Source organism: Phytoactinopolyspora halophila (assembly GCF_003287285.1).
GTDB classification, from domain to species: domain Bacteria; phylum Actinomycetota; class Actinomycetes; order Jiangellales; family Jiangellaceae; genus Phytoactinopolyspora_A; species Phytoactinopolyspora_A halophila.
Genome location: NZ_QMIG01000001.1, coordinates 402,181 through 426,916 on the forward strand (window position 1 = coordinate 402,181; position 24,736 = coordinate 426,916).

24 protein-coding genes are annotated in these 24,736 nt (G+C 67.9%); 11 read left to right on the forward strand and 13 right to left on the reverse strand.

Annotated features, from left to right (window positions below; translation table 11 throughout):
* Positions 1 to 24: 24 nt before the first annotated feature.
* Together DPM12_RS01810 and DPM12_RS01815 are read left to right on the forward strand one after the other, a co-directional pair.
* Positions 25 to 618, forward strand: coding sequence for a TetR/AcrR family transcriptional regulator (locus DPM12_RS01810; RefSeq protein ID WP_112256533.1), 594 nt, complete (start codon positions 25 to 27; stop codon positions 616 to 618).
* A 133-nt stretch (positions 619 to 751) separates the two neighbouring features.
* Positions 752 to 982, forward strand: coding sequence for a DUF3107 domain-containing protein (locus DPM12_RS01815; protein ID WP_112256534.1), 231 nt, complete (start codon positions 752 to 754; stop codon positions 980 to 982).
* Positions 983 to 1,078: 96 nt separating this feature from the next.
* On the opposite strand, the gene DPM12_RS01820 is transcribed toward DPM12_RS01815, so the two are convergent.
* Complete coding sequence (locus DPM12_RS01820; protein ID WP_112256688.1) at positions 1,079 to 1,744, reverse strand: ferritin-like fold-containing protein; 666 nt, start codon at positions 1,742 to 1,744, stop codon at positions 1,079 to 1,081.
* A 313-nt stretch (positions 1,745 to 2,057) separates the two neighbouring features.
* Here DPM12_RS01820 and DPM12_RS01825 point away from each other — a divergent pair, with 313 nt between their 5' ends.
* Positions 2,058 to 3,509, forward strand: a complete 1,452-nt coding sequence (locus DPM12_RS01825; protein WP_211658218.1) for a DEAD/DEAH box helicase — start codon at positions 2,058 to 2,060, stop codon at positions 3,507 to 3,509.
* Between the two features lie 86 nt (positions 3,510 to 3,595).
* Here DPM12_RS01825 and DPM12_RS01830 read toward each other — a convergent pair whose 3' ends face one another.
* From DPM12_RS01830 to DPM12_RS01865, 8 genes are all read right to left on the reverse strand, one after another.
* Positions 3,596 to 4,468: a L,D-transpeptidase gene (locus DPM12_RS01830; RefSeq protein WP_112256535.1), complete on the reverse strand. Its 873-nt coding sequence runs from the start codon at positions 4,466 to 4,468 to the stop codon at positions 3,596 to 3,598.
* Positions 4,469 to 4,824: 356 nt separating this feature from the next.
* Positions 4,825 to 5,688 (reverse strand): RecB family exonuclease, encoded by an 864-nt coding sequence (locus DPM12_RS01835; protein ID WP_112256536.1) that lies wholly within the window; start codon positions 5,686 to 5,688, stop codon positions 4,825 to 4,827.
* 22 nt (positions 5,689 to 5,710) lie between these two features.
* Positions 5,711 to 6,358, reverse strand: coding sequence for a DUF6758 family protein (locus tag DPM12_RS01840; protein ID WP_112256690.1), 648 nt, complete (start codon positions 6,356 to 6,358; stop codon positions 5,711 to 5,713).
* Positions 6,359 to 6,416: 58 nt separating this feature from the next.
* Entirely contained in the window at positions 6,417 to 6,887 is a 471-nt protein-coding gene (locus tag DPM12_RS01845; RefSeq protein WP_112256537.1) for a YflT domain-containing protein, read from the reverse strand.
* 130 nt (positions 6,888 to 7,017) lie between these two features.
* Positions 7,018 to 7,563 carry an HNH endonuclease gene (locus DPM12_RS01850; protein ID WP_112256538.1) on the reverse strand — a complete coding sequence of 182 codons (546 nt, stop codon included), beginning with the start codon at positions 7,561 to 7,563 and terminating at the stop codon, positions 7,018 to 7,020.
* Between the two features lie 267 nt (positions 7,564 to 7,830).
* The gene (locus DPM12_RS01855) at positions 7,831 to 8,580 is read right to left on the reverse strand and encodes a lysophospholipid acyltransferase family protein (protein ID WP_112256539.1); all 750 of its coding nucleotides are present in this window, start codon (positions 8,578 to 8,580) and stop codon (positions 7,831 to 7,833) included.
* Positions 8,581 to 8,649: 69 nt separating this feature from the next.
* Entirely contained in the window at positions 8,650 to 9,435 is a 786-nt protein-coding gene (locus tag DPM12_RS01860; RefSeq protein WP_123788352.1) for a hypothetical protein, read from the reverse strand.
* Positions 9,436 to 9,692: 257 nt separating this feature from the next.
* Entirely contained in the window at positions 9,693 to 10,043 is a 351-nt protein-coding gene (locus tag DPM12_RS01865) for a DUF3499 domain-containing protein (RefSeq protein WP_112256541.1), read from the reverse strand.
* Positions 10,044 to 10,296: 253 nt separating this feature from the next.
* On the opposite strand from DPM12_RS01865, the gene DPM12_RS01870 reads away from it, so the two are divergent.
* Positions 10,297 to 10,602, forward strand: a complete 306-nt coding sequence (locus tag DPM12_RS01870; RefSeq protein WP_245951174.1) for a metallopeptidase family protein — start codon at positions 10,297 to 10,299, stop codon at positions 10,600 to 10,602.
* 18 nt (positions 10,603 to 10,620) lie between these two features.
* Here the strand turns inward: DPM12_RS01870 and DPM12_RS01875 are convergent, their stop codons facing one another.
* Both DPM12_RS01875 and DPM12_RS01880 read right to left on the reverse strand, forming a co-directional pair.
* A complete protein-coding gene (locus DPM12_RS01875; RefSeq protein ID WP_112256543.1) occupies positions 10,621 to 12,183 on the reverse strand; it encodes a DUF5719 family protein in 1,563 nt (520 codons plus the stop codon).
* The gene (locus DPM12_RS01880) at positions 12,183 to 15,923 is read right to left on the reverse strand and encodes a glycosyltransferase (protein ID WP_112256544.1); all 3,741 of its coding nucleotides are present in this window, start codon (positions 15,921 to 15,923) and stop codon (positions 12,183 to 12,185) included. The genes DPM12_RS01875 and DPM12_RS01880 overlap by 1 nt, the downstream gene beginning before the upstream one ends.
* A 225-nt stretch (positions 15,924 to 16,148) precedes the next feature.
* Here DPM12_RS01880 and DPM12_RS01885 point away from each other — a divergent pair, with 225 nt between their 5' ends.
* Positions 16,149 to 16,430, forward strand: coding sequence for a metal-sensitive transcriptional regulator (locus DPM12_RS01885; protein ID WP_112256691.1), 282 nt, complete (start codon positions 16,149 to 16,151; stop codon positions 16,428 to 16,430).
* 83 nt (positions 16,431 to 16,513) lie between these two features.
* On the forward strand, positions 16,514 to 16,726 hold the full coding sequence (locus DPM12_RS01890; RefSeq protein ID WP_112256692.1) for a heavy-metal-associated domain-containing protein: 213 nt from the start codon (positions 16,514 to 16,516) through the stop codon (positions 16,724 to 16,726).
* A 62-nt stretch (positions 16,727 to 16,788) separates the two neighbouring features.
* On the opposite strand, the gene DPM12_RS01895 is transcribed toward DPM12_RS01890, so the two are convergent.
* Positions 16,789 to 17,058 carry a WhiB family transcriptional regulator gene (locus DPM12_RS01895; RefSeq protein WP_112256545.1) on the reverse strand — a complete coding sequence of 90 codons (270 nt, stop codon included), beginning with the start codon at positions 17,056 to 17,058 and terminating at the stop codon, positions 16,789 to 16,791.
* 353 nt (positions 17,059 to 17,411) lie between these two features.
* On the opposite strand from DPM12_RS01895, the gene cofD reads away from it, so the two are divergent.
* From cofD to DPM12_RS01920, 5 genes are all read left to right on the forward strand, one after another.
* Positions 17,412 to 18,386, forward strand: a complete 975-nt coding sequence (gene cofD, locus DPM12_RS01900) for a 2-phospho-L-lactate transferase (protein WP_112256693.1) — start codon at positions 17,412 to 17,414, stop codon at positions 18,384 to 18,386.
* A gap of 29 nt (positions 18,387 to 18,415) precedes the next feature.
* Positions 18,416 to 19,774: a coenzyme F420-0:L-glutamate ligase gene (locus tag DPM12_RS01905; protein WP_211658223.1), complete on the forward strand. Its 1,359-nt coding sequence runs from the start codon at positions 18,416 to 18,418 to the stop codon at positions 19,772 to 19,774.
* Between the two features lie 95 nt (positions 19,775 to 19,869).
* On the forward strand, positions 19,870 to 20,634 hold the full coding sequence (locus DPM12_RS01910; RefSeq protein ID WP_112256694.1) for a TIGR03089 family protein: 765 nt from the start codon (positions 19,870 to 19,872) through the stop codon (positions 20,632 to 20,634).
* Positions 20,635 to 20,720: 86 nt separating this feature from the next.
* The gene (locus DPM12_RS23515; protein ID WP_211658225.1) at positions 20,721 to 23,069 is read left to right on the forward strand and encodes a glycosyltransferase; all 2,349 of its coding nucleotides are present in this window, start codon (positions 20,721 to 20,723) and stop codon (positions 23,067 to 23,069) included.
* A 98-nt stretch (positions 23,070 to 23,167) separates the two neighbouring features.
* Positions 23,168 to 23,719 carry a hypothetical protein gene (locus DPM12_RS01920; protein WP_112256547.1) on the forward strand — a complete coding sequence of 184 codons (552 nt, stop codon included), beginning with the start codon at positions 23,168 to 23,170 and terminating at the stop codon, positions 23,717 to 23,719.
* A gap of 62 nt (positions 23,720 to 23,781) precedes the next feature.
* Here the strand turns inward: DPM12_RS01920 and DPM12_RS01925 are convergent, their stop codons facing one another.
* Positions 23,782 to 24,672: a cobalamin-binding protein gene (locus DPM12_RS01925; RefSeq protein ID WP_112256548.1), complete on the reverse strand. Its 891-nt coding sequence runs from the start codon at positions 24,670 to 24,672 to the stop codon at positions 23,782 to 23,784.
* Positions 24,673 to 24,736 lie beyond the last annotated feature (64 nt).

The window sequence follows — 24,736 nt, forward strand, 5'->3', positions numbered from 1 at the left end:
GACGTACCTCCCCGCGGTGTCCGCATGCCCCGGGGCAAGCGACGTGCTCATCTCTTGCAGGCGGCGCGGGAGGTATTCGTCGCGCACGGCTATCACGCAGCTGCCATGGACGAGATCGCGGTCCGCGCCGGTGTGAGCAAGCCCGTGCTCTACCAGCATTTTCCCGGCAAGCTCGAGCTCTATCTCGCCCTCATCGACACGGCCACCGAGGAACTGCTCAACGGCATCCACCGCGCGCTGGCCTCAACACAGGACAACAAGCAGCGCGTGATCGCCACGGTGAACGCGTACTTCGAGTTCGTCGACGATCAATCGGGGTTCTACCGCTTGCTGTTCGAGTCCGATCTCGCCAACGACCCGGCCGTCCGGGAACGGCTCGACCGGCTGACCGACGTGTGCTCCGCCGAGATCAGTGCCATCATCGCCGAAGACACTGGCCTGTCACGCGAAGAGTCCACCCTGCTCGCCGTCGGGCTGGTTGGTATCGCCCAAGTCACCGCGCGCTATTGGCTGTCCACTCAAGGAACCATCCCACGGGCGAAGGCCGCCGAGCTGGTCGCCTCGCTCGGATGGCGGGGAATCCGCGGATTTCCCCGCACTCATGAACAGGGCAAGTGATGCCCCGCACGAAGCCCGGCGATCGCTGCCGGCGTACAGGCTCATCGAGTGGGAATCGGTTGAGTTAGCCTGACCGTTGTTATTGTCACCGCGACGGACGTGTCCGTCACCCAAATATGTGTGAGAGGTGCCCGTGGAGGTCAAGATCGGCGTGCACAACGCCCCCCGCGAGCTGGTGATCGAGAGCAACCAGTCGCCCGAGGACGTCGACACGGCGGTCCGAGCCGCCCTTGCCGACGGTGAGAACGGCGTCCTCAACCTCGTCGACGATCGTGGCCGGCGAGTGATCGTGCGCTCGATGTACCTCGCCTACGTGGAGATCGGCGAACCCGTCGAACGGCGCGTGGGTTTCGGCGCCCTCTAAGACTGCGCGAACGGGAGCCGAGGAGGTCGCGCTCCACTGGTAGCGCCACCTCCCTGGCCAATCCGCGGACCGCTGCTGCCGACAAAGGCACCGCTGCTACGCCGACAATCCGAGCGTCGACATCCGCCGGGCATGATTCTCCGTCAGGCGGGTGAACACCCTGCTCAGCTCCGCGAGGTCCATACCCGGCCCTCCGGCACCGCTCACTATGATCGTGGCAAGCGCGTCCCGGTCAGCAGCCACACGCTGCGCCTGCGACAGCGCCTCACCCACCAGGCGGCGCCCCCACAATGCGAGCCGCCCCGCCACACTCGGATCATCTGAGATCGCTCTGCGCACGTGCTCCACGATGAAGTCCGCCTGCCCGGAGTCCTCCAAGACGCTCGTCACGAGAAGGCGGGTGTCCTCATCCACGGCCACCGAAATCTCGCGGTAGAAATCCGTAGCAATCTGGTCGCCCACGTACGCCTTGACCAGGCCCTCGAGCCACGTCGACGGCGCGGTGTTGGCGTGGAAAGCGGCGTAGGCGTCGTGGAACGGCGCCATCGCGTCGTCGACCGAGACATCGAGCTCGGCGAGCCGATCTCGGATCCGCTCGAAATGGTGGAACTCGACCACCGCCATACCAGCAAGAGCCGCCTGATCGGCCAGGGTCGGGGCGAGCTCCGAGTCTGCCGACAATCGCTGAAAGGCCGCCAACTCGCCGAGTCCGAGGGCACCGAGCAACTCGATGATGCCGGCCCGGTATTCCGGATCGTCCATGTTCGGCTCCACCCGGTAACCTTAGAACATCGGCCGATGACACGCCGCACGCCTCCCGATTGGCGCCGCAGTGTGATGAGCATCTACCGTAGACTAGTCATGTGTAATATCGGCATCCGCAAAGCCGACAGGCACGGATGCCCCGAGGGTGGTTTCGAACGATCCGGCAAGGCTGCGGCGCGACGCCCCGGACGGGTGCAGGTGCGCGGCTCCGCACCGGCAGGGACACCGTACGACACCCCTCGGTAGGATCTTCCGAACGAGTGAGGCGAATACTCTGACAACCTTCAGAGAACTGGGAACGCTTCCCGCCGTGGCCGACGCTCTCGAGAGTGCCGGCATCACCGAAGCCTTCCCCATCCAAGAACTGGCACTCCCCCCGGGTCTCGCCGGCAGTGATCTCATCGGTCAAGCCCGCACCGGTACGGGAAAGACGCTCGCATTCGGCATACCGCTACTTCAGCGCATCGTCGCACCCGACGATCGCGATTACGCGGAAGCCACCGAGCCCGGCAAGCCACAGGCGCTCGTCGTCGCCCCGACCCGAGAGCTCGCCGTTCAAGTCACCGGAGATCTCGAGACGGCATCCAGCGGCCGGCGGATCCGGCTGCTGAGCGTCTACGGTGGCAAGGCGTACGAGCCACAGATCAACGCACTGAACTCGGGCGTCGACGTCGTCGTCGGCACACCCGGCCGGCTTCTGGACCTGGCACAGCAAGGTCAGCTCAGTCTCGCGCACGTCAAGGTCCTCGTGCTGGACGAAGCCGACCGGATGCTCGACCTCGGCTTTCTCCCCGACGTCGAGAAGATCATTACGCTCACCCCCGAACTGCGCCAGACGATGCTCTTCTCGGCGACCATGCCAGCCGAGATCGTCGGCCTGGCGCGCCGCTACCTGCGCCATCCGCTCAACATCCGGGCCGAGGCCGCCGAGGAGAACCAGACCGTACCCGCCACGGCCCAGTTCGTTTACCGAGCGCACGACCTCGACAAGGACGAAATGATCGCGCGTCTCCTGCAGGCGGAGGGACGCGGCTTGAGCATGATCTTCGCCCGTACAAAGCGAGCGACACAGCGGCTCGCCGACGAGCTCACCGGCCGCGGCTTCGCCGTGGCCGCCGTCCACGGCGACCTGGGCCAATCTGCACGGGAACGATCGCTGCGCGCGTTCCGTGACGGCAAGGTGGACGTGCTCGTCGCCACCGATGTCGCTGCCCGGGGAATCGACGTCGAAGCCGTCACGCACGTGGTAAACCTCAGTTGTCCCGAAGACGAGAACACCTACCTGCACCGGATTGGGCGAACCGGACGGGCGGGCGCTGCCGGCATCGCAGTCACCCTTGTCGACTGGGAAGACCTCGCCCGCTGGAAGGTCATCAACGACGCGCTCGGCCTGCCGTTCTCCGATCCGCCGGAGACGTACTCGAGCAGCGAACACTTCTTGCGCGATCTCGGGATCCCGTCCGGAACCAAGGGCAAACTTCCGAAGAGCCAACAGACCAGGGCCGGGTTGCAGGACGAGGCGGCCGACGAGAGCGGCGATTCCGGATCGGCGGGCGGGGCCAAACGGCAGCGTAGCCGGCGCCGCAGGTCGGGTTCGCGCAACGGCCAATCGACCGGGTCGGATCGCAACCGCTCGCCTCAATCCGGCAGCACCGAACGCTCCGGCTCCGAGCACGCGTCGGATGGCGCCACGAATTCCCGCCCACGCAAACGGGTACGTCGGCGTACCCGCGGCGGGGAGCCCATCGATCGCAATTCGTAGGCCCACCCCGTAGACGGTTAGGCCCGGCGCGTAAGCGGTTCCCGGGCCCGCGCCGGCCGGAGGAGCCGACCCGCACCAAGGTTGCCCTAGGTCCGCACCACGACCACCGGCGTGCCCACGGGAGCGAAATCCCAGAGCGCCTTCGCGTCATCGGGGTCCTGGCGAATACATCCGTCCGACAGGGGCGTCCCAAGCTCGGAGAGGGTCTGGACCTCCTCACCGCTGTCCCGGTACACGGGAATGTCGTGGAAGCCGATGTTGGAGTTCTCACCTCGGTGGAATCGCACCATGTACCGCATGGTCTCGCTGTACGTCCAGCTGATCGCCTCCTCCGACTTGGAGAAGACCTCGTACGTACCTTCGTCGAGCTGATCGTAGCGGCTGCCGGAGACGAGGTAGGTATGAACCACCTCGTTGCCCTCATCGACGAGCCACACTTGCTGTCCGGTGATGTCGTACACGACGCGCCGACCGTGTCCACTGTCTTCCGGTAACGGCGCGGTCGCCTGCGGCTTCGTGTCGAGATCGGAGTCTTCATCAGACTCGGAGGAGTCCTCGTCCTCCGAATCGTCGTGGATCTTGACCTCGATGAACGGCACGTCGGGTGCCGCCTCCGGCAAGGGACGTTCGTCGTCGTCGCCCTCACGGCTTCCGTCGTCGTCACGCTCACGGCTTCGATCCGCGGAGCGGGATGTGCCGTCGGTGTCCCGAACGTCTCTCCCGATACCATCCAGCGAATCGGTACCGCCGTCGGCCGACTCGCTGTCCGCGAGCACGTCACTCGCACCGTCAGTATCGCCATGATCGATATCGTCACCATCGATGACAGTGAAGGCACCCACCGCGATGAGGACGGCACCGGCTACGAAGCCGAGCAACCGGGTCGAGCGCGGCCCACGGCTCTGGGCGTGTCCCGCGCCTCGCGCCGGCCGAGATGGCCGTTCGTAGCGTCCAGGCATCCATTCTCCTCACCGTCACTCACGAGGTGACGAATCGGGCCAAGATCGACATTCACCATAGGACATCCCCATTCGCCCGCTGTCCTAAACGTACATTTGCGGATAATAGCTAGCCCTATGAGGTTTTCTCGGGCCGTACCACGACTGCAGGCGTGTTATGGCCCGAGAAAACGTTCCAACCCTCGGTCACGCTCGCCGCCTCCGTCGTCCCTCCTCCAGCGGCTCGCCGTTCCAACCCCTCGGTCACGCTCGCCGCCTCCGTCGTCCCTCCTCCAGCGGCTCGCCGTTCCAACCCCTCGGTCACGCTCGCCGCCTCCGTCGCCCCTCCTCCAGCGGCTCACCGTTCCGGCACATGATCATTCGGATGTGGGGGTGTGGTTGGTGGCGGGTGGGGTGAGGGCGGACCAGGGTGCGCGAGCCGGGCTGGCCGCCGCACCTTCCGGGCAGTGCTGGCGGTAGTCACACCACCCGCACAGCGGGGAAGGCCGGGGCGGAAACCATTCATCGCCGGTCGCGCCGGCACGGAACGCGTCGTCGGCTTCCTCGCATTCGGCAGCGATCTCGGCGGCACGGTCGAGATGCCGGGCGATCGTGTGATCGTCGTGTTCCCACGCCACCACCTCGCCCGAGGGCAGGTGGTGGAGCTCGACGCGGTGCGCGGGCCGGCGCAACGTCCGGGACACCGCCGCCGCGTAGACCGCCAGCGCGAGCGACGACCGGGCGTCGTCGATACCGAGCACGTGCCGGCCGGTCTTGTAATCGACGACCACGAGTTCCGCACCGCGCTCGTCGACCCTGTCGATGCGCCCGGACAGCGCCACCCCCTCATGGATCGTGCTGACCGTACGCTCCACACCGCGGGGTTCGTCGTCCGGATCGAGCCCGGACACGTAGCGCTCCACCATGTCCTGGGCATGCTCGTGCCACTGCGCGGCCTGATCGGCATCCCGGAATCCGTCCGCCGACCAGTACTCGGTGACAAGAGCGCGTGACCGGATGACGGTCCGGGCCTCGCGCGGCAGTCGCCACCACTGGGCCAGGGCATTGTGCACGGCCGCGCCCACGGTGTTGTGGGCCCATGGTGGCCCTTTCGGTGGTGGTGGCCGATCGAGATACGTGAACCGGTAGCGACGCGGACAGTCCAGCCACGCCAGCAGGCGGGTCGGTGTCGCCCGGTAGAGCCGCTTCGGCATGTCCCGCAACGTCGGCTGGTCATTCATTCGCTCGCGCCGCCTCTTCGCCTCACGTGCTCTCCGCGGAGCCCGGAGGTAACCAGGGCGGTGGCGTCCCGTAGGGCAGGAGCTCGACTTCCCGCCCGAGATCGCGAAGATCTTCGAAGACGAGCTCCTCGAGCATCAAGAGGCCGGCGCTCTCCGGATACAAGATCATCCACAGCCACATCCCGCCGGACTGCCCGGCATACACCGCCCGGTCGGGTCGGCCCGGCACGCACCACAACGGCGCCAGCCGTCCCTTGACCTCGACGTGCGCGTGCGGATCGGCCTTGACCGCATCACCAGGATCTGGCCCGTCGATGCCGGCGATGCCGGCTCCCAGTCCCACGCCCTGTTCCTCGGCGACCAGGACGAGATCGGCAGCACCCCCGAACGGGTTGGGCCCGCTGAGCGCCACCGCCGTCGCTTGCACCCCGGATGGATCGTCACCGGCCTCCAGTACCGCACCAATGACCCATCCACGCATCAACGGCCACGGCGCCCACAGCGGTACGGCCGAACGCTCGGCGAGCTGGCGGACCAGCCTCGCGTTCGGCTCTCGCACCGGCGACACCGGAAAGATCTCGCCGTGCCTGCTGCACGTCCACCGGTTCGACCACACTCCAGGAGCGGTGGGGTGGGCGCCACACCGCGGGCAGGTCGGTTCACCTCTCACCCCGACGACGCTCCTCATTCACCGTATGTTTCGTCAAGCAGTTCCACAGATCGCGCCATCAGCCGTTCTGCAACGACAGCCGCGCCAGGTGGTTTCGCGCGTCCTCGGCATGCTGGTGCTGGCAGTAGATCTCGTACTTGCCGGCGACGATCACGCTCTTGGAGGTGAAGTCCCGACGGCCGCCCGTGAAGGCGTATCCCACGGCACCGAAGATCATCATGAACACGGAGCCCCAGGCCATGCTCATCAGGATGATCGTTCCCCATCCTTCTTCGGTGAACAAGCTCAGCAACAACCCCACGAAGAGCCCGAGCCATGCACCCGTGGCGAGCCCACCAAGCAACGCCTTGGCCCACGTCATCCTTCCCGTGACCCGTTCCACCTGGCGGAGCTCGGTGCCGACGATGGCGAGGTGTTCCACTGGAAACTTGTGGTCCGCCAGGTAATCGACGGCGCGCTGCGCATCGGCGTATTCGTCATAGGTCCCGACGACCATGCCGGTCGGCAGACCGGGCACGGGACTCGCCATGGCGCACCTCCTTATCGACGTCACCGCCCATGATCCCACTATTGATCCCCGCACAGCACACCGATACCCCAAGAGGGCCGGATGAGCTCCGGATCGATGCGGCCGACAGTTCGGCGCGACGGTATCGCCGTCAGCTGGCCGCCAGCGCTGCACGGCGTGCCGACGTGTGTCCCGCGAGGGTGTCGCTCAGCCAGTCCGGAAGGCTCTCCGTCTGCCGGACGCCCAGTGCCAAGACGAGCGCGCGCTGCACCTTTGGTTCGAAGGGCTCGACCAGTAGCCGCATCGACGCCTCGGCCGGCGTGCGGTCCGCCTTCGCCTGGTTGCACGACAGGCATGCCGCGACGGTGTTGAACCAGCTGCGGGCCGCTCCTCCACGCGAAACGGGAAGCACGTGGTCGATGGACTCCGCACGACTACCGCAGTAGCCGCACCGCCGCCCGTCCCTGTCGAGCACGCCGTTACGAGACCACGGCAGCCTGCGCCGGTAAGGAACGCGCACAAACTTCAGCAGGCGTACCACGAGCGGGGCGGGAAACTCCTGGGTAGCCGAACGGATGACGCGGTCGGAGTCGGCGTGTTCGGTGACGGCCTTCTCTGTCAAGACGAGGACGATCGCGCGACGGACGGAGACGACCGCCAGTGGCTCGTATGAAGCGTTCAGCACTAGCGTCTGCACGTGCCCGTCTCCTTCCGTGACATCGCCGTCCCTCGTCTTCTTTCCGCTCGCGACTCCTCGTCGTTCCCGTCGTCTTTGTCCTTCGGCGTCACGTCGACGCCCTTCCACTCTGCCATCGCAGCGAGCTACGACGGCAGAACCTGCCCTTATGGGCGAATTCTAGTGAACGTCATCGTTGACGCTGTGACATAGCTTGCACCGGCACGCCGCCCATCACCAAATATTTTCCCATAGTGAAGCTGTACGCAGGGATAACGCAAAGAAAAATTAAAGGGCGGGGTTGGTGCGACGCGGCGGCCTGACGGCTCCGGGCCCATCAGGTCCCCCGGACGTCGTCGCCAGCGAACGCCATACCTCGGTCACCCGGTCCTGCACCATGTCGACGACCTCGCGGATGCTGCACCCGGCGAACTCCTCCGGCCGGATCGGCCGGCCAGCGCGAAGCCGCACGGTGGGGCGGCGCACCACCGCTGTCAGCGCGCCCCCGAGACTGCGCGCGGTAGACCCGGAACCGATGACTCGGGCATCGTGATGCGCCACCGGTATCACCGGCGCTCCGGAGTCCAGCGCCAACCGGCCCACGCCGAAACGGAAGCGGCGGGGCGAGCCGTCGTCCGTCGCCGACACGTCACCTTCCGGATAGATGCCGACGATCTCGCCTCGTGCCAGCGCTTCCCGCGCCGATCGCAGCGCCGCAGGGCCGGACCATCGCCAGCCGATCTCGATCATTCCCGCATGCCGCGCCAGCGGCCCGATCATCCGGCTCCGGAACACCAAGGACGACGCGAGAAATCGCACGTGGCCATGCTCCGACCCACAGCCCATACCCTCACATGGCACGCTCGGATGCAGCCCGGCCCGGTGAAAGGCTCCCAGGACCACCGGAACGTCCGCGATCGTCGTGTGATTGACCGCCACGATGGCCGGTCCTGACACGGGGAGATTCTCGAACCCATCCAGTTCGACGCGGCCGAACAGCCGCTTCAGCCCAACCGCGATACCGCCAACCAGCTCCACGACCCAATTATCGCGCGCCGCCGCCGGGCCGCTACCGGCGCGTCATGGATGAGAGGGCGTCGTCCTCCGCTAGCCGTCGCTCTCCTCGCCTTCGTTCTCTTCTTCCGCACTTGAGGGAAGCTCGGAGGGGTCGACCACATCGTCCTCATCCGGGACGCTGAGCTCGACTTCTTCGCCGAAGTCACTGAACGTCAAGACGCCGGAGCCGCCGGAAGCTCCGCGCTCTTCGAACCGTATCGGACGTGGCTCACCCTCGGCTGCAACCCACAGCGTTCCCCCGTTCTCGGCGAAGATCAGCCCCACCGCGGGAACGCCATCCACTTCCTGCACGGACGTCATCTCGTCCTCGACCTCGGAGCCCAGGACGGCATCGGCGAACTCGCTGCCCTCGACGAAGATCCGGAAGTTTGAACTCGACTCGGGCGAGAGGAGAAGCCACTTGTCGGCGATGGTCTCCTCGATGTCTTCGTCCACCACGTCGGCCAGCGTCGAGGGATCGCTCGTGATGTACACCACGTCGTCCGAGGCCACCAACTCGACCTCACTATCGGTCGTCACGGTGCCGACTGACCCCTCGCCTACCTTGAAGGAGATGTCGATCGTGCTCCCCGCCAACGTCGTACCTTGCACCCGATACGTCTCGGCTTCATCGAGGGACTGGATGACGAGGTCGAGCACCTCGTCGGCTGGCAGCTCGTCGATACCGTTCTCGGCCGGAGCGGTTTCCTCACCTGAGGAAATCTCGGCGAGCGGGGTGGCGGCAGACTCGTCGTCCGTGTCCCCACACGCCGTCACAGCGGCTGTCAATGTCGCTACCAGCAGCGGGCCGGCCAGACGGCAACATGCCAGCTGCATCGGTCGATGACCTCGCTCTTCTCGATACGGAATGTGCGTTACGGGTGATCGCGGGTCTTGACCACGATAACCGCCGACAGGGAGTGTACCTCGCACGGCCATGACATCCGACGGGCGAACAGACGACTCCCCTGCATTCGAGGATGGAGCGACAACCGGGCCGGGTGCCGCACTGCCCTCGTCCTGTTCGCGGGGCGCGCAACCCGGATAGTCGAGGCGCGGTCACAGAGCGTGACTAGGCACGCATCTCTGCCGGATCACATGTCGGGATTGCGCAGAATGCGCAGATGCCCGTGCCGCGTGGGCTCGCCTACCGGCTCCTGGTCGGGCTCCGGCGAGCGGGCCGCCTCCCGGACGGCGTCGGCGAGCGCGAGTAGGTCATCGCTACTCGGCTTCGACACCTCGGGATCGGGCTGCAACCGGATGACTTCCCACCCCCGAGGAGCAACGAGGCGTTCGGAATGTTCAGCGCAGAGATCGTATGTATGCGGCTCAGCGTAAGTGGCGAGCGGTCCGACGACAGCCGTGGAATCGGCATAGACGTACGTGAGCGTCGCCACGGCCGGCTGAGCGCAGGCCGATCGGGAACAGCGACGCATGGGGCTCACAGTTAGCCAGGTTAACGTCCCGACCGTGCCGGCGTCCGCGCGGCACGCCATGCTCCTCTCGACATACCGATCGTCACGTCGCGAAGCTTGCTAGTCTGCAAGCGTGAGGCAACGTCCCCACTTGGCAGCCGAAACCGTGGGTCACGCGCTCCCGCCTGCCCGTCGGGACCGCCACGGCCGAGGCCTGCGATCACCCCTCGTGCCGCGAGACTCGCCGATGCGCCGTTCCCGCGCTCAGCGCTTCGATGATCTCGTGATAGCCAGCATCGAGCGCCTCACCAGGGAATGGCGGGAACAGCTAGCCAAGATCGAGTTCGCAGTCGAGGACGTCCCGACGCTCGACGACTGGACCCACGACTGGGTGCCGCTGGCCCGGGCGTTCGCCAGCACCGGCCCGCTTCCCGCCCGGATCGTCATCTTCCGTCGCCCGATCGAGACTCGCGCTATTAGCGTGCAGGGGTTACGGGAACTCGTCAACGACGTGGTGGTCGAGCAGATCGCCGAGATGTTCGGCGTCGAGCCGGAAGACGTCGATCCCTCATACGGCAAGAATCACTGAATCCCAGCGGGTTCCGGGTCACTCCTCGGTGGGATCGAGCACGCCGGGCAGCTCACCGACGACGCGGGGCACATTCACGTCGATGACGGGCGGCCACGCTGGCATCAGATCCAGGTAAGCGCCGTCGTCACGACTCGCCGAGATCTCCCGGGCGACGACGACCGAGCCGGACTGTCCCGGATCCACCACGGCCGTGGCGAACGACGCGTCTCCCGGCGCTTCCAATTCGATCGTCTCCGTTGCCCCGCCCGAGATATCGAGAGTCTCTTCCTCAGCGACCTCACCCTCCTCGTCCAGGAAGGCGACGTCGACCCGGCTCGGACTCTCCCCGGTGGAACTGACATGCAACGACGTCGTATCCGATTCCGACGCCCCGCCCAGCAGGAGTGCCGCCGGCCCGTCCAGCGGCGGAGCCGCGGACGTGAACGCGATATCGGGAAGTCCGTCGTCGGCTTCTTCCACGACTCGCACCGAGGCCGTGATCGGCTGGTCGCTGTCCAGCTCGACGGCAACCGGTTCCTCGTTTCCTTCGAGCGGAACCTCGAAGACGCTTCCCGCTGGGACGGTCACGACATCGTGCTCGACGGGAGTGAACGGCCCGTTCGGTCCGAACATCCGCAACGACACGATCGCGTCGGTATCGCCCGGCGCGAGGATACGCAGGACCCGCTCCCCGTGATCGGGCACACCGGGAATCACCACCCGGTTGTCCGGTTCGACCGCAGGCGGAACGAAGCTCATGCCGAGCGGCGTGGTTTCATCGCTCTCCCGCATCTCCAGCGCCGCCGAGACACGGCCCTGGCTGGTGGAGACGTGTGCACCGACACGCTCGGCTTCCGGCGCCAGCGCTTCGAGCAGCAGGACCTGGTAGCTGCGCGGCGGAATTCCGATGTCTTCTGTCGCCGGAGCATCGATCGGACCTGCCTCGTCCCACAGCTCGATATCCACGACCGCCCCGACGGACGTCGGATTGGACAGCACCAGGCGCCCCCGCTCACCGACTTGCCCGGAACCGCCGACGAGCCAGTGCTCGCGCGATGCTCGGGTACACGAGCTGGTACTCAGACCACGCAGATCGACCTCACTCATCAGCAGCGACTGCTCGGCGCTCAGCCCCGGCGCGAGGGCGCCCTCGCCTTCGACAGCCACGGCCGCCGGCTCGTCCATGTCCACGTCGGTGACGCCGAGAGCGCCTCGCTCATCGACGGTCAGCATCGGCTCCGGGAGCGAGACGTCATCCCCGTCCCCCTCCGAATTCTCGTCGCCATCGCCCGAGTCGTCGCCGTCCCCCGAGTCGTCGTCCGCCTCGCCGGGCTCCGGCGCGGCATCGAGCGCTCGCGCCTCGATGGGGCCCTGATCGTCGTCGACCGCGTCCACTCCAGCCAGCGCGAGCACACCCACGTGTGCCGCCCCTTCTTCCTCACCGCCGATGAACGGGCAGACCAGCGACGTACGCACGACCGGCTCGCGGACCTCGGGATGTTCTTCGACAACCGACTCGGGAGCGCCCACCAAGCTTGCCGCGGCGATGACACCGGCGACACCCGCAGCCACGGACGCGGCGGTCAGGCCACTACGCATCACCGTTCACCGTCCCCACGACCGCGCGCCCGCCTGCCGGCGGCACGGCGGCCGGCCGCGCGGCGGCCTTGATAGTTGCGTTCCTCGGCCGTCTGTTCGTCCTCGCTCGCCTTTCGCGCGGCCCGGCGCCCCCGGTAATGGCCACCACCGGTGGTCGATTCCGGCGCCTCGTCTGCGGGAGGAGACGGCTCCGCGGCGGGCGGTCCCGCAAACTGCCCGGTTCCGCCCGGCCGGGCAACCGGGTTTGCCTGCGGCGGCGGTAGTGGCCAGTCCGAGCTTTCCCCGGCACCTGCCACGCCAGCGACCCCGGCTGGTTCGTCCCGATGCCCTGCTCCAGCATGTTCCGGTTGGGCCCACTCCGCACCGCCAGGGGCGCTCGGCTCGGTCGAGACCGCCGGAAGGTCGGGCGACGTGGGCTCTTCGGGATCGATCTCCGATGCGTCTTCGACAGCGCCCTTCTGCCGACGCATCCCCGGCAGCGCGAGAACGGCGACGAAGACCACGACGCCGAGCTGGATGAGCAGCACCCCGGCGCGGCGCGTCCCTTCGTGTGACAGCTCGAGTTCACCGCCCGCGGGGCCGAGAACGAAGCCCTGGGCCCAGCCGTCGTATTCCACCCGCTCCAGCGGGCGGCCATCCAGCGTCGCCGACCATCCCGCATGGGCGCGCTCGGCCAGGACGAGGGTCCTGCCTTCGGCCCCGTCCGGCACTATGGTGCTCGCATCGATGGCCTCGCTGTCCACGATGAAAGGCTCCGCGTCCGCTTCCTCCGCGTCCTCCTCGTCGGGCTCGGGCTCGGCGACCCAGAGCCGGCCCACAGGGTGATCGACACGCCACATGGCCGCGTCCTCCGGAGCGCTGGCCCGGACCAGTCCCGGAACGGTGTCCAGGGTGTCGGCAAGGTCCTGATCAGCCGGCGCAGGCAAGTAGACATACTTCGCGGCGAACTCGGCCAGCCGGGCACCGTCCGTTCCGCCACGTCCCGAAACGAGGTCGGCGACGACGTCGTCGAGCGCCTGATACTGCTCGGCGGGCGGACCCGACTCGGCGTCACCGAGCCGTGGCCCGGACGAACGTAGCAGTGCATACGTGACCTGCCCGTCCCTGCGGTTGAGCACCAGCGTGCGGATGCGTTCCGGCTGCTGGGCTTCGTCCGCGATGTACGCCGGCAGCACCTCCGAATCACGGCGTTCCAGGGGCTCGTCGGCACCTCGGGTCACCCACCAACCGGCACCGAGGACGGGTACGAGGACGGCGCCGGCGGTAGCCACGGCCACCAGCGGCTGGCGCCAGCCGAACGTGGTACCCGCCAGCCAGCCTCGCACACCGTCGCCCGCGACGGCCGCAGCAATGATCAACGCCCCGCTGACGACGATGGCCGGGTAACCCGGCCATCCGGACACCGGCGCCTGCAGCGTGGGTCCGGTCACCGGGAGCCTAGAAACGATCAAGCCGAGCACCAGGGCAACTCCGGCGACAGCCCATGCCGTCATCACCACCTGGCGCCGATCCGCACGGAACAATGCCGCCCAGCCCGCGAAGAGCAGTCCGGCACCGAGCCAGAACGGCGCACCCCCGGGCCCGCCCGGAGATTGCAGCAGGAGCGACCACGGCTCCAGCGCATCGGTGGATAGGCCGGGTCCGGGCATTCCCGCCTCGGTGAAGAGCAGGATCGGATCCCGCAGAACGGTGCCGCTCCACGGCACGAGCACCACCGGCGTGACGCCGAGTGTCACCAGCAAGCGCAGGGCCGTTGTCCGATCTCGGTAGACCGTCGCCAACCCGAGCGCGCTCAACGCGAGTACCAGCAACCACGCCAGCGGCACGAAGGCGGCCATGGCAGCGAGAATCAATCCGGCGCTCCATGCCGCGCGGAACGGCCCGGGCTCGCCCGGCTTTCCGAGCGTGCGGTAGAGCGCGAGCACCAGCAGCGGGGTGAGCACCGCGGCGACGATCGTTCCGAGCCGGCCGGCGGCGATCGCGCCGGTGAGGGCCGGCAGCAGCGCGTAGGTGACCGATCCCCACAACCGCAGCCAACGCCCGCTCACCAGCCTGCGCAGCAGGAGGTAGGCAGAGATTCCCGCCAGGGGAACGGAGGCCAGCACGAGGAGGTCCACCGCCAGCGTCGCGCTGCGCACCACCGTGGCGACGGTGGCAACGACGGCCAGATACGGCGGGGCGGGTGTCGGGCTGCCCAGCCCGACACCATGCCAGGACTCGGTGTACATCTGCCAGAGCGCCGCGGGGTCACCCACCACGGGCAACAGGGCGCCACCGATGAGACGACCCGCGCCGATCAGCTCCCGAACCGCGATGATGGTGATGAGCACCAACGCGACCGTGCTCAGGACCAGCGGGTGCAGCAGCAACCGGATCAAGAACGTGTCGTCGGTTCCCGGGATCTCGTCGTCATCATCGTCCACACCATCGACCGCACCCATCCGGCGATGCGCGCCGGACATGTCGGATCCCGCGCCAGATCCGGTCAGTACGCCGAGGATGCTCTCGCCAGCGTTTCGCAGCTGCTGGCCTCGGGGAGGAAACAGGGGACGCATCTGGACGTGTGATCGGCGCCGGTTACTGCGCCGTCGAGCTCGCCCGCGGATCATCCGGTCCGGCCGGAACAGCACGGCGAACACCGCCCCGAGCTCCTCCAGTGCGAGCGCGGGCTGCTTACCGAACAGGAAGCTCAGCGAACGCCCGACACCGCCGAACAACACTCGCAGGATCAGCAACGGCAGCCACCGCAGCGGCGAGTTCACGAGCAGGACGTAGAGCGCGTTTCGCCGATCGGCCAGATGTGCACGGTGGCGGGTGGCGCCGAGGCGCCGCCGGCCATGTGCCGCGGCCTCGGCGTGGTAGATCACGGCTTTCGGAGCGAGTATGACGGGGTAGTCTGCCTGGTTGACCCGCCAGCCAAAGTCGAGGTCGTCCCGGAAGACCGACAGGACGGAGTCGAATCCGCCCAGCTCGTCCCACACGTCCCGCCGTACGAGCATCCCGGCGCTGCCGACCGCCAGCACGTCCCTGATGTGGTCATGCTGGCCTTGGTCGTACTCGCGCCGGTCGAGTCCGGTATGCCGTCGCCCACCGCCGGTGATGGTCAGGCCGACCTCCAAGAGCTGGCGATCGCCCTTCCAACTGACCACCTTCGGGCCGATCACACCCGCATCTGGGCGACGTACGGCCGCCTCAAGTAGCTGGCGCAACGCGTCCGGGGCCGGTGCGCTGTCGTCGTGCAGCAGCCAGATCCATTCCGTGCGCTCGGCAGCAGGCCACGAGGTGAAGGTCGACGACGTGGTCGCCTCGTCGGACTCGTGCAAGCCCCGAGCCACCGCAGCGCCGAACCCCGTCGACCGCGGCGCGGATACCACAGCGGGCGCGCCGAGCACCGTCGTCAGCTGCTGAGACGTGTCGTCGCTGCTGCCCGTGTCCACGGCGATCATTCGGTCTGGCCGATACGTCAGTTCCGCGAGGCTTTCGAGGACGCGGGGAAGCCACCGGGAACCGTTGTGCGCCACGAGGATCGCGGTCACGTCATGTTCCTGTAGCTGCCGCGGCCCGACTGGCGCTTCGTCGGCCGGCACGGCCGCGAACGCGTCGAGGGCGGCGTCGGCCCCACCTGCAGTGGTGGCATAGATGTCGGCCGAGCCGTCAGCGACGTCGCCGTCGGCAGCGCCCACCGCTCGGGCGCCATGCCCGGCCGTACTGGCGGTTGAGATGAATCGGTCGGTTGCCATGCCTCGTCGGTTCCAGATGTCGTCAGTTCTCGGGGACCAGCTACTCGCGTACTGGTACGCCGATCGCCAACCTTACGCCGAAACGGGGACATGAGCCGCACCAGATGGTGGCGAGCTGAGACATGGAGCGGCAGCGGCACGTACCGGCGACGGCTCGCCAGGACGCGCTTACCCTAGGGGGGTATAGTGGACGCCGAGGGACCCGGCCTGACGTGGAGGAGCACGATGACCAGTTACGAGAAGGACAAGGACCGGCACCTGATGCGCCTTCGACGCATCGAAGGCCAGGTCAGGGGCTTGCAGCGAATGATCGAAGACGATCAGTATTGTATCGACATCCTGACTCAAGTCACGGCAGCCACTCGCGCGTTGCAGTCGTTCTCGCTCGAACTTCTCGACAATCACCTCGCCACGTGCGTCGTCGACGCCGCGCGCACGGGCGGGCCCGAAGCAGACGAGAAGGTCCGCGAAGCACAAGACGCGATCGCTCGCCTCGTTCGTTCGTGACACCCGGCCGTTCGACACGGGCGGCGGCGATAACGAACACGGAACGCGCACCGAACCCGACCACGCCGTGGGAGGACAGCACGATGACCACGTCGACCTACACCGTCACCGGCATGACCTGCGAACATTGCGTGTCGGCCGTGACCTCAGAAGTTTCCAAGATCAACGGAGTATCCGACGTTCGGATCGACCTGAACAGCGGGAACGTCACCGTCGTCAGCTCCGGCCCGCTCGATCCCGATGACATTCGCGCCGCGGTGGACGAGGCCGGCTATGAAGTGACAGATCCCGCATGACAGCTGAGCTGTCTCCTCGGGTCCAGCCCGGCTACCGCGTGCCGGATCCGAGGAGACAGGCCCTAGCCCGCTCGTTTCTTCAACTTACGCCGTTCGCGCTCGGACAGTCCGCCCCAGATACCGAAACGTTCGTCATTAGCCAAGGCATATTCGAGACACTCGGCTTTCACCTCACAAGAAAGGCAGACTCGTTTCGCTTCGCGAGTCGAGCCGCCCTTCTCCGGGAAGAACGCCTCCGGATCGGTCTGGGCGCACAGCGCCCGCTCCTGCCAGCTGGTTTCCTCCTCACCAACAACTTCGAGCAGGAGGTTGAGCTCTTCCCACTCAGTCACATGGCTCGCCTCCTTCGACCGCTCCCGGCTCCCTCGGGGAACCGGCCCCCGTGGCGTACCGCGGTGGTCGAAGCCACGGAACACCTTACGACACGTACGAAATTACATGGCTGGAATACGTGCGCGTCAAGCCGAATCGTGCTAAATATCTTCGGTTCATGTATGTGACCGATCCCCTCACCGTCGAGCGGCCCACCCGAACAGCACGTCGACGCCGCAGTACCCACTCCCTCCCATGATCATGAACACTAACTGGCCTCACTGGCCCCTTTATGTTCATGATCATGGGAGGGAGAGACAAGGGAGAGCCGGGGCGGCAGTGGAAGCGACCGGCAAGGTAGCTTCGGAGCATGCTGAGCATTACCGCCCTCGCCGGCGGCATCGGGGGAGCACGGTTTCTGCGCGGTCTCTTGCACGCCGTACCGGATGCGGATATCACCGTCATCGGCAACGTCGCCGACGACATCACCTTGCACGGCCTGCACGTGAGCCCTGATCTCGACACGGTCATGTACACGCTCGGTGGTGGCATCAACGAAGAGCAAGGCTGGGGCCGGGAGGACGAAACGTTCTCCGTAGCCGAGGAGCTCGCCGCCTACGGCGCCCACCCGCAATGGTTCACCCTGGGAGATCGCGACATCGCGACGCACATCGTGCGTACTCAGATGCTCTCGGCGGGATATCCGCTGTCCGCCGTGACCGAGGCACTCTGTGATCGCTGGCGGCCCGGGGTGCGCCTCCTGCCCGTGACCGACGAGCGAGTGGAAACCCACGTCGTCGTCGCTGACGACACCGGGATGCGTGCCATCCACTTCCAGGAATGGTGGGTACGATGGCACGCCCGGATCGCGGCCGCGCGCATCATGTTCGTCGGCATTGACTCTGCCACGCCGGCACCCGGCGTCATCGAGGCGATCACCAACGCCGACGTCGTCATACTGCCTCCGTCGAATCCCGTCGTCAGCATCGGACCGATCCTCTCCGTACCCGGCGTACGCGAGGCGGTGGCAAGCACGGACGCGCCCGTGGTCGGGCTCTCGCCCATCATCGGTGCCGCTCCGGTACGGGGCATGGCCGGTGCCACGCTCCGGTCGACCGGAGTGGAGGTCAGCGCCGCAGGAGTGGCCGGGATGTTCCGCGACATCCTCGACGGCTGGCTGGTCGACACCTCGGACGCCGATTCCGTCGCCGGCATCGAGGCGCTGCGCACGGAAGGACACCTGCGGTGCCGGGCGGTGCCCTTGCTCATGCACGACGTCGAGGCCGCCGCGGCCATGGCACGCGAGGCCCTCGATCTCGCCTGGAGCTCCCGGCGCCAGGACGCGTGATCGGCGTTTCGGGACGAATGGAGGCGCACGTGAACTCGATCCCCCGTTTCGACGTCTGGGGAGTTCCCGGCATACCCGAGGTTCGCCCGGGCGACGATCTCGTCGGCCTGCTCGCGAAGGCCCTGGAGGACCTGGAGCGCGCCCCCGGCGACCACACGTCCGGCGACCGCCCGGCACCGCCCCAGCTCTCCGATGGCGACGTCGTCGTCGTGACCAGCAAGATCGTCAGCAAGGCCGAAGGACGGATCACAGCGGGAACGGACCGCGAGGCAGCGATCGACGCCGAGGCCGTGCGCACGGTCTCGGAGTGGACGAGCCCGCGAGGGCGAACCCGGATTGTCGAGACCCGCCACGGCTTCGTCATGGCAGCGGCCGGCGTCGACGCCTCCAACGTCGAGGCCGGCACCGTCGCCCTCCTGCCCGTGGACCCCGACGCGTCGGCCCGCCGGATTCGCGACGGGCTACGTGCCCGGTTCGGGGTTCGCGTCGGCGTGATCCTCACGGATACCGCGGGACGGGCCTGGCGCGACGGCGTCGTCGACATGGCCGTCGGCGCTGCCGGCATTCGCGCACTGGACGACCTGCGCGGCCAGGTCGATCAGTATGGCAACGATCTCGGCATGACCGTGGTGGCCGTGGCCGACGAGCTCGCGTCCGCCTCCGAGCTGGTCCGCAGCAAGCTGGCGGGCGTTCCCGTCGCGGTGGTGCGCGGACTTGCCCACGTGGTCCTGCCCGACCACGTGGACGAGTCCGGTGAGCCCGACCGGGGCGCATCGGTGCTGGTCCGGCCGTCGTCGGAAGATCGCTTCCGCCTCGGCACGCCGGAAGCCATGCGCGAGGCCGTGGTCAGCCGGCGCACGGTACGCGAGTTCAGCTCGGCGCCCGTCGAGCCGGCCATCGTGCACCGCGCCGTCGCCGCCGCCCTCACCGCGCCGGTTCCCGCAACCGGTACCACGGACGCGCAGTCACCAAGCACGGAGCCGCCCCTCCGGGTCGTGTCGGTCGAAACCGGGGCGGCACGGCAGGCGCTGGTGCGCGCACTGCGCGAGCCGGGAACCGAGGAGCACGTTTCCGCCGATCTGGTGGCGTCCGCTCCCCTCGTCATGGTGCCCTGCCTGCTCGAGGGACCGGCCGGCGCGCAAGTACCGGATGCGGCGCGCATGCTCGGCGCGGGCGCCGCGGTCGAGAACCTGCTCATCACGCTCGCCGCCGACGGGATCGGTGCGACATGGCTCCTTCCCCCTGGCGCCGTGGAGTCCGCGGTCCCGACGGCGCTCGCGCTTCCCGGCGGCTGGCGGCCAGTCGGTGTCGTCGTCGCCGGATATCCGGCCGTCGCTCCCGCCGAGCACCCCGGCTACCCGGTCAATGACGTCGTCACCGTACGCTGACACTCGTATACGACGCACGCGCGACGGAGAATGGGACCAACCGGATACTTGCCCACGAGCAGCGCGTGTCGCACCGGACGCGTAACCTCGCACATATGGTCACGACTCCCTACGAGCTGCTGCGCCACGAGCTGCAACGCGACGGCTCGCGGCCGTTCGTCACGTACTATGACGACGCCACCGGAGAACGGGTCGAGCTCTCCGTCGCCACCTTCGACAACTGGGTCGCCAAGACCGCCGGGCTGCTGCGCGACGACCTGGCTGCCGACGCCGGCGCTCGCGTCGCGCTGCTCTTGCCGCCCCACTGGCAGGCACTCGTCTGGGCGGGCGCGTGCTGGGCGGTCGGAGCGTGCCTGACGGATTCCATCGACGATGCCGCCGCCGTCGTCACCGGTCCCGATTCGCTGGAGGACGCGGCTGCCTCGGACGTCGACGACGTGATCGCCCACTCGCTGCGCCCGATGGGCGCCCGGTTCGCCGACCCGCTGCCCATCGGCGTGCTCGACTACGCCGTCGAGGTTCCCGGCCATGCGGACGAGCTCGTCGCATACGTGCCGCCATCCGCGGACGAACCAGCACTCGAGGCGGGCGGCGCCGTGCACACGCTCGGCGGGCTGGTCGAGCACGCACGCGAGCGGGCCAAGCAGCTCGGGATAGGCCCGGAGGCACGGTTGCTCGTACCCGCCAGCGACGTTCGGGCAGCCGTCGTCGATGCCTTCCTGGTGCCGCTAGTCGTGAGCGGTTCGGCGGTGCTGGTCCAGAACGAGGAGACGGCGGGCCGCGACAACCGGACCGCCGCCGAGCGGGTCACCACGGTCGTTCCCACCCCCGCACCCACCGCCGATGATCATGAACACTAACTGACCTCAGAGAACGGCAAGTGTTCATGATCAGCAGGTGGAGGGTAGGTCGTGATGCCGGAGGTGTCATGGCATCATCGTCTCCCGTGTCTCGAACCGATACGACCGCCGTCGACGTGCTGTCGGTGTCCGACCTACGGTTTGCCGGGGGAACGTCGCACAGCATCGCGGAGGAGATCAAAGCCCAGCACACCGCCGGGTTCTCCACGGCCCTGCTCCACCTCGACGGTCCCCTGGTAGCCAAGGTCTCCCCGATCAACCCGCAGATCAGGCAGGACGTCGAGAGCGGACGCGCGCGCTTGCTCGTCCAGCCCTCCCGGGTCCGAGCCCGCGTCGTCGTGATCCGGCACCCGGCAGTCTTGCAGGACGCCGCCGGCCAGCTTCCACCTATCGAGGCCGAGCACGTCGTCATCGTGGCCAACGCCGCGCCACGCGACATCGACGGCCACGAGCATTACCAGCCGGAAGAGGTGCACCGCATCACCGAGCACCACTTCGGCCAGGAGCCGCTCTGGGCACCGATCGGACCCAGCGTGCGCTCCGCGATCTCCGGCCGTATCGACTCGGCATGCCTGCTCGACACCGACTGGGTGAACATCATCAACGTGGACGACTGGATCACCGAGCGGTCCGGGTGGTGCGCGGACCGGCCCGTGATCGGCCGCCACAGCCGCTCGTCACCCCAGAAGTGGCCACGTGACGCGGAGACGCTGCGAGCCGTCTACCCGGTAGACGGCTCCTGGATCGTGCGGGTCCTGGGTGGAGCGGAGCCGGCAGCGGATCTACTCGGTCAGCTACCCGCGTCGTGGGAGGTGCACGAGTTCGGCGCGATGTCGCCGAAGGAGTTCCTCGCCGGACTGGATTTCTTCGTCTACTATCACGACCCTCAGTGGGTGGAGGCGTTTGGCCGCACCATCATCGAGGCACTCGCCAGCGGCGTTCCCGCCATCCTGCCGCCGAGTTTCGAAGAACTGTTCGGCGATGCCGCGATCTACGCCGAACCGCACGAGGTGCACCGCGTCATCGATGAACTCTATGCAGCTCGCGACGCCTACGAGGCACAGGTCAGGCACGCGATCGATGCCGTACGCGCCCGGTTCGGCTACGAGGCTCATGCCGCCCGGCTGACCGAGCTGATCGGTGAGCCATCCGGTTCGGCCGGCACCAGGGAACACGACACCGACGCCCGCAGCGCCGGCGCCCCCGGCACCGGCACCACCGGCACAACAGCGACCACCGAGGCCACCGACGGCACCGACGGCACCGACGGCACCGACGGCACCGACGGCACCGGTCAGGATGCTCCGGCAGCGCCGGTCTCGCAACGATCCCGCGGGGGGCATGCCCGGGCAAGCGCCGACTCCACCCGCCCCCGGGTTCTTTTCATCTCGAGCAACGGCTCGGGCATGGGACACCTGACCCGGCTGCTCGCCTATGCCACCCGCGCCGAGCGGGAGATCGAGCCCCACTTCCTGTCGCTCTCGCAAGCCGTGCCCGTCGTCGCCACGTATGGCTATCCGTTCGAATACCTGCCGTCCATGGACGCTACGGGTCTGGCCCCACGGCGCTGGCACGCGTACTTTGCCGAGAGTGTCTCGCAGACCGTGGAACGCATCCAGCCCGGCGTCGTGGTATTCGACGGCACGTGGCCGTACGAGGGCATCCCGCTCGTGCGTGAAGCGTTCCCATACGTGCGCTGGGTCTGGTCCCGCCGTGGCATGTGGAAGCCCGGCATCGGGGACGACCGGCTCGGCAAGGCGGACTGGTTCGACCTCGTCGTGCAGCCCGGCGATCTCGCCGCCGAGCTGGACCGCGGAGCCACCGCCAAGGCGGCGGCACAGCGAATCGGGCCTGTGACCCTGCTCGATCGAGACGACCTCGACGGCCGCGACGCGGCACGCGCCGCTCTCGGCCTGGCCGGGGATGTGCCCATGGCCCTGGTGTCCCTCGGAGCCGGGAACATCAACGACACCAGCGGGGATGTCGGAGCATCCATCGCCGCGCTGCGTGCGCTCGGGGTCGAGGTGTGCGTGACCCGCGCCGAGATCGCCATGCAGGGTGGCGAGCATCCCGATGTCCACGTGGTGCGCACGTATCCGCTGTCTCGCTACTTCCGCGCGTTCGACGTGGCGATCAGCGCCGCCGGATACAACTCCTTTCACGAGCTGTTGCGTTTTGGCGTGCCGAGCCTGTTCGTGCCCAACCAGTCCACCGCGCTGGACGACCAAGCCAGCCGGACCAGGTTCGCTGCCGGGCACGGGTTCGCGCATCAGCTCGCATCGATCTCGGTCGACGGCGCCAAACCGCTGATCGCCGACCTCCTCGAACACGGCTCGCGGATGGTCGAACGGGTACGCGACATCGATCCCGGCAACGGCGCCGGAGAGGCGGCCGAGCACATCGCAGAACTTGCCGAGACGGCGGCACGGCAGTGAAGCATCCGAATCGGTCATCACGGGGGCCGGTGTGCACGTGCTCGGGCATCCGGCCGGCTCACGAGTCCAGCGGGCCGGACCGCCAGTAGGGTAGGGCCGTGGTCACGAACCCCAAGGTGCGCAAGGCGGGCCGCTACGTACGGCGCCTGCCCGGATACCGCTATGCCAGACGCGCGCTACTGCCCCGGATCAGGCAGAGCCCCAGCGTCCGTTCCCTGGTCAAGCGGGTCTTCGACGTCGACGCGTCCCAATCCGTCCCGCTCGACGTGGCCCCTGGCAACGTCCTGGGGGGTGTCGGCACCGAACGGCTTCCCGTCGTCGTGATCCTCATGCTCGGAATACCCGCCGAGCGAGCCGAACCCGTCGTCGACGAGATCGCGCAGCTACAACTCCTGACGGCCGGTTTCCGCCCCGTCATCGTCCTCGACACCCCGGCGTTCGCCGCCCCGCGCCGGTACGGTTACCCGGCTGAACTCCTCATCGCCAAGGACCACTGGGCCGACGCGAACCAGACGTGGGATGAATATGCCCGGTCGCGGATCGGGCGGATCATCGCGACGTATCGCTGCTCGGCCACCATCTCCGCCGGTCCGGACGGCCTCGACGACACCGATCGGCTGATCTTGACCAGCTGCGGACATAACGCCTGAAACTCACCGCGTCCACGTCCCGGCTGCTCTGCCCAGCTGCGGATCGGCAGCGTCATCGGACCTCAGCGGATACGCCGGGCGAAGGCAGGATCCGGGGCGTCCAGCACCTGCGGATGGAGAATCGCGGCGAGCGCCTCCACCCCGTCCACGACGCGCGGTCCCGGGCGCGCGAACGAGGCGTTGGCATCCACCGCCCACACCGGCGCGCCTTCCGGCAGCACCGCGCGCCGCACGATCTCCTCGGTGAGCCGCGCCGACGCGTCTAGCCCGAATCCGCACGGGGCGCAGACGATCACCTCGGCGCCGGCTGCGGCGACGTCCTCCCAGGTGGTCCGGAACGATCTCGCACCAGAGCGGCCCCGGACACACTCGCCTCCCGCGGCCGTGATCATGTCGGGAACCCAGTGCCCCGGCGCGAACGGCGGATCGGTCCACTCCAGGACGAGCGCCGGAACGCGCGGCCTGTCGCGCACCGTGCGGCCTACGGTGTCAAGCCGGGCGCGTAAGGCCGCCGCCAGCTCCTCGCCCCGCTCGCGGCGGCCGGTCGCGGTCCCGATGGTGACGATCGACTCCAGCACCTCCGGCAGCGTCTGCGGGTCGACGGTCAGCACCTCGGCGGAACAGCGCAGGTACTCGAGCGCGTCGTGCACGGTGGACACGTCGACCGCACACACCGCACAGAGATCCTGGGTGATCACCAGGTCGACGTCCAGGCCGGCCAGCGCGCCCTCGTCGAGGTGATACAGATCGTCACCAGCGGCCATCCGCTCGTCGACGACACGGTCGATCGCCGCCGCGTCGAGACCCTCGGGCAGCGCGCTTGTCGAGACGATCCGCCTGTCGCGGGCCTGCGGCGGGTGATCGCACTCGAACGTCACGCCGACGACGTCGTCACCCGCGCCGACGGCGAACAGGATCTCGGTAGCCGATGGCAGCAGCGACACGATCCGCACGGGTTCTACGGTAGTCGAGCGGCACGGTCAGCACCGCGTGGACCCGACACCTCCAGTGCGGATC